At 69.5% G+C, this 4,776-nt stretch carries 5 protein-coding genes; 1 reads left to right on the top strand and 4 read right to left on the bottom strand.

Going from position 1 to position 4,776, the window contains the following annotated elements:
* From ACLN58_RS17895 to ACLN58_RS17880, 4 genes are all read right to left on the bottom strand, one after another.
* On the bottom strand, positions 1-304 hold a 304-nt coding region (locus tag ACLN58_RS17895; RefSeq protein WP_415856598.1), incomplete at its 3' end, for a Gfo/Idh/MocA family oxidoreductase.
* On the bottom strand, positions 289-987 hold the full coding sequence (locus tag ACLN58_RS17890) for a ThuA domain-containing protein (protein WP_415856597.1): 699 nt from the start codon (positions 985-987) through the stop codon (positions 289-291). The genes ACLN58_RS17895 and ACLN58_RS17890, both read right to left, overlap by 16 nt.
* Positions 988-1,123: 136 nt before the next feature.
* Positions 1,124-2,128, bottom strand: a complete 1,005-nt coding sequence (locus ACLN58_RS17885) for a sugar phosphate isomerase/epimerase family protein (RefSeq protein ID WP_415856596.1) — start codon at positions 2,126-2,128, stop codon at positions 1,124-1,126.
* Between the two features lie 41 nt (positions 2,129-2,169).
* Entirely contained in the window at positions 2,170-3,357 is a 1,188-nt protein-coding gene (locus tag ACLN58_RS17880; protein WP_415856595.1) for a Gfo/Idh/MocA family protein, read from the bottom strand.
* A gap of 322 nt (positions 3,358-3,679) precedes the next feature.
* Between ACLN58_RS17880 and ACLN58_RS17875 the strand changes: the two genes are divergently transcribed.
* Positions 3,680-4,714, top strand: coding sequence for a LacI family DNA-binding transcriptional regulator (locus tag ACLN58_RS17875; RefSeq protein WP_415856594.1), 1,035 nt, complete (start codon positions 3,680-3,682; stop codon positions 4,712-4,714).
* The last annotated feature ends 62 nt before the right edge of the window (positions 4,715-4,776 follow it).

The raw sequence follows: 4,776 nt of genomic DNA, 5'->3' as shown, positions 1-4,776 counted from the left end.
CGGCGTGCGCGGCCGGAATGGTCAGGTTCAGGACCAGGTCCACGTCGGACGCGGCCACGAGTCCCTCGACGCTCACCGCGCGCACGGCGTCGCCCGTCCCGCCGTCGCCCGTCCCGCCGTCGCCCGTTGCGCCATCGTTCCACTCCGCGGCGACGGCCCGCGCCCGTTCCATATCGAGGTCCGCGACCGCAACGAGCCGCACCCGCTCGAGCCGCCGGAAGCTCTCGAGGTACTGGCCCACGATCTTCCCGCAGCCCACGATCCCGACTCGCAGCGGGCTTTCCCTTCCTACCGGCTCGCCCACAGGAGGCCCCTTTCGACGATCGTGCGGACGTTGGCGTCCTCGAGGATTTCGACCCGGTGCCCGGGCGTGCACACGAAGATGCGGCCCATGCCCCACTGCCGGGTCCAGATCGCGGGAGATGTCACCTCGCGGTGCCACGGGTCCCACTCCCTGACCTTCTGGGTGGTGGTCGCGAGGACGTCGATGTAGTCATCGGCCAGGACCCAGTACTGCTCAGTCACGAGGTCGAAGTCCCCGATGCCCTGCGTGATGGGGTGGCCCGCGGCAGCGGGGAGCATGTTCACGGTGTACGGGACGTAATTGTCCGACTGCTCCCCGATCCGCTCGTCCGGATGCTTGCCCGGGTGGCACGCGAACTGCCCGCCGATGAGGTGCAGGTAGTCCGATGTGTTCCGGTACGAGTCCGCGATCCCGCCGTGCCAGCCCGCGAGGCCCGTCCCGTTCTCGACGGCCGCGCGGAGCCCCTCGAACTCATCCTTCTCGATCGTGGACATCGTCATGCACTGCATCACGAGGTCCACGCTCGCCATGTACTCGGCGTCCGCGTAGATCTTGGGCGATTCCTCGACGCGCACGTCGTAGCCGTTCGCTCTGAGGTGCGGGATGAACAGGTCGGTGGCTTCGATGGGCTGATGCCCGTCCCAGCCCCCGCGCACCACGAGCGCGTTCTTGGTGGTTGTCACTGCTGTCCTTTGGTTGGTTGCGGAATTCCGGTTGCGCCGTCACGTCCGGGGTGCGCACCCTGCGAAGGTGACGGCGCAACGCTAGGCGGGCGTCGGAGGCGCGGACGTACGGCGGTGCCGCGCCTCGCGCGCGACCTCACCGGCTGCTGAAGGCGGCGTCGAACGCCGCGGCGGGCGGAGAGATCTGGGCGAGGCCCTGCACGAGCGCGAGGGCCTGCGGGGCCCCGACGAGGCGATCCATGCCGGCGTCCTCCCACTCGATGCTCGTGGGCCCCTCGTAGCCGATAGCGTTGAGGGTTCGGAAGATCGGCTCCCACTCGACGTGCCCGTGCCCGGCCGTGACGAAGTCCCAGCCCCGGCGCGGGTCAGCCCACGCGAGGTGCGAGCCGAGCCGGCCGTTGCGCCCGTTGAGCTGGCGGACCGACTCCTTGACATGGACGTGGAAGATCTTCTCCGCGAAGTCCTGCAGGAACATCACCGGGTCCAGGTCCTGCCAGATGAAGTGGGACGGGTCGAAGTTCAGCCCGAACGACTCCCGGTGCCCGATCGCCTCGAGGGTCCGCTTGGCGGTCCAGTAGTCATAGGCGATCTCGGATGGGTGCACCTCGAGCGCGAACCCGACCCCGACCTCGTCGAAGACATCCAGGATCGGGTTCCACCGGTCCGCGAAGTCCTGGTAGCCGGCCTCGATCATCCCGTCAGGCACCGGCGGGAACATCGCGACCGCCTTCCAGATCGACGAGCCCGTGAACCCCGTGACCGTCTTCGCCCCGAGCCGGGCCGCGGCCCGCGCCGTGGCCTTCATGACCTCAGTCGCCCGCGCCCGCACGCCCTCGGGGTCGCCGTCGCCCCACACTTCCGGGGCGAGGATGCCCTCGTGCCGCGCGTCGATCGGGTCGTCGCACACGGCCTGGCCCGTGAGGTGGTTCGCGATCGCGAACACCTCGAGGCCGTTGCGCTTGAGGATGTCGAGACGGTCCTGGACGTACGCGTCGTCCTGGGCGGCCCGGACCGGATCCAGATGGTCGCCCCAGCAGGCGATCTCGAGCCCGTCGAAGCCCCACTCCCCGGCGAGCCGCGCAACCTCCTCGAACGGCAGATCGGCCCACTGGCCCGTGAACAAGGTGATCGGTCGTGCCATGTTTCCTCCTCAGTCCTCCCTCGGCCCCAACCCCGGGGGTCCTAAACCTTGGTCCAGCGGGACTCGTCCGCGGCGCTCGCCTCGACGGCTGCCAGGACGCGCTGCACCTGGAGCGCGTCCGCGAACGACGGCGTCGGCCGGCTTCCCGAGGCGATCGCCTCGACGAGGTCCACCACCTGGTGGGTGAACGCGTGCTCGTAGCCGAGCCCGTGGCCCACCGGCCACCAGTGGCCCGTGTACGGGTGGTCCGGCTCCGTGACCTGGATCTTGCGGAAGCCCGCATTCGGCTCTTCGGCGGCGTCGTAGTACCAGAGCGAGTTCATGTCCTCGAAGTCGAACGCGAGCGAGGCGGTTGAACCATTGAGCTCGAGCCGCATCGCGTTCTTCCGGCCCAACGCGAACCGCGTCGCCTCGAACACGCCGATCGCCCCTGCCTGCCCAGCGCCAGCGTCGAACCGCGCCGAGAAGATCGCCGCGTCGTCGACCGTCACGGGCCCCTTGACCGCCTCGGTGCCGCCGCGGCCCCCGAGACCCACGAAGTCCCCGCCCACGGGGCGCTCCGTCACGAACGTCTCGAGCAGCGCGGAGACGCCGCTGATGGTCTGCCCCGTGATCCACTGTGCCGCGTCGATGATGTGCGCACCGATGTCCCCGAGCGAGCCCGAGCCGGACTTCGACTTGTCGAGCCGCCACGTCAGAGGGGCGTTCTGGTCCGTGAGCCAATCCTGGAGGTACTGGGCGCGCACGTGCCGGATCGTCCCGAGCGCGCCCGAGTCAACGAGCCGCTTGGCGAGTGAGAGGGCCGGGGTCCGGCGGTAGGAGAACCCGCACATCGACGCGACGCCGCGGGCGGCCGCCGCGTCCGCGGCCGCCGTCATCCGCTCCGCCTCGGCAACCGAGTTCGCGAGCGGCTTCTCGCACAGCACGTGCTTGCCCGCCTCGAGCGCCGCGATCGCGATGTCCGCGTGCGTGTCGCCTGGGGTGCAGATATCGATGAGGTCGATGTCGTCGCGCTCGATGAGGCGCCGCCAGTCCGTCTCGGTCGAACCCCAGCCCAGCTTCGCCGCGGCCGCCGCGACCCGCTCAGCGTCGCGGCCCGCCACGGCGGTCAGCTCGGGAGCCAGCGGGAGGTCGAAGAACCGCGGCGCGGTCCGCCACGCGTGCGAGTGCGCCGCACCCATGAACGCGTACCCGACCATCCCAACTCGCAGCGCCTTCGGTTCAGCCATGCCTGGTCCTCTCGAATCACTCGATGAGGCCCGCCGTCGGACCGCACCGTTATCGAAATATTTCGTTCAACTGTCGAACTGCAGGCAACGTTAGGACGTGACTCGAATCACGGTCAAGGGGGTGGGCCGATAAAGTTCAGATCGTTGACGAAAGATGCAGGGCGGGCCATGGAATCGCAAACGTCGCCGTTGGCCCCCGCTCACGGCCCGGCTTGTGGCGAGTGAGACACCCAGGTGCCCGCCGCCGTCGTCCGCCTTGACTCGTCGCAGCGGCGACCGGACACTAGTCTCAGCGAAAACCTTTCGAAACTCAGGATGGTCCATGACCCTCACCTCGTCCGACGGCAAGCCAACGCTCGCCGCCATCGCGCGCGTCACAGGCGTCTCCACGCCGACGGTCTCGAAGGTGGTCAACGGGCGCGAGGATGTCTCGGCGGAGACCCGGGCGAAGGTGCTCGCCGCCCTCGACGAGGCCGGCTACCAGTCCCCAGGCCAGCGGAGGAGCCCGGGGCAGCCGTCCGTCGTCGAGGTCGCCTTCGACGGGGTGAATTCGAACTATTCCGCGACCGTGCTCGACGGAATCCTCACCTATGCCGCGTCAATCGGCGTGGAGGTGGTGCTCAGCGTGACGGGAAGCGAGCACCCGGGCGGGCCCGGTCTGGGCCGGCGGGCCCAGCGCCTCATCGACGAAGGGCGCGCGGGCATCATCTTGGTGACGTCGGCGTTCAGCGATTCCCACCTCGCGGCCTTCCGGCGCAGGCGCATCCCGGTCGTCGTCATCGACCCGCTCAATCCGCCGCCCAAGGACGTCGTGAGCGTTGGCGCCACGAACTGGGCCGGAGGGAAGGCGGCGGCGGAGCACCTACTGGGCCTCGGGCACCGACGGATCGCGTACCTCGGCGGCCCGGAATCCGCCGAGTGCAATCAGGCGAGGCTCCACGGCTACCTGTCGGCGCTCATGTCGGCTGGCATCGACGTCGACCCGGAGCTGATCTCGCACGGGAAGTTCCGCGTCGAGCACGGCATCGACGGCCTCACGCGGCTCCTCTCCCTGAGCGAGCGGCCCACGGCGATCTTCGCCGGGAGCGATTCGATTGCCGTCGGAGTCCTCCGCGAGGCACGCCGACGGGGCCTTCACGTCCCGGAGGAGCTGAGCCTTGTCGGCTTCGACGGCACGGCGCTCGCCGAGGACTCGGTCCCGTCGCTGACCTCCGTCTCCCAACCGCTTCATGACATGGGCCGGACCGCCCTGCGGACCTTACTGCGGCAGGCCCGGGGCGAGCAGCTCGACTCGCACCGCGTCGAGCTCGCGACGCAGCTCGTGGTCCGCGAATCGACGGCCCCGCCGCCGCTCTGACGTCTCGGGGCAGTATCCGTACCCGAGACGGATCTCGTCCGAGGCCTCAGATCCAGCGAGGC

Origin of the sequence: Sinomonas sp. G460-2, assembly GCF_047759905.1 — a bacterium.
Classification (GTDB): Bacteria; Actinomycetota; Actinomycetes; order Actinomycetales; family Micrococcaceae; genus Sinomonas.
Note: the sequence above shows the minus strand (reverse complement) of the source record. Positions and strands in the feature narration are given on the sequence as shown.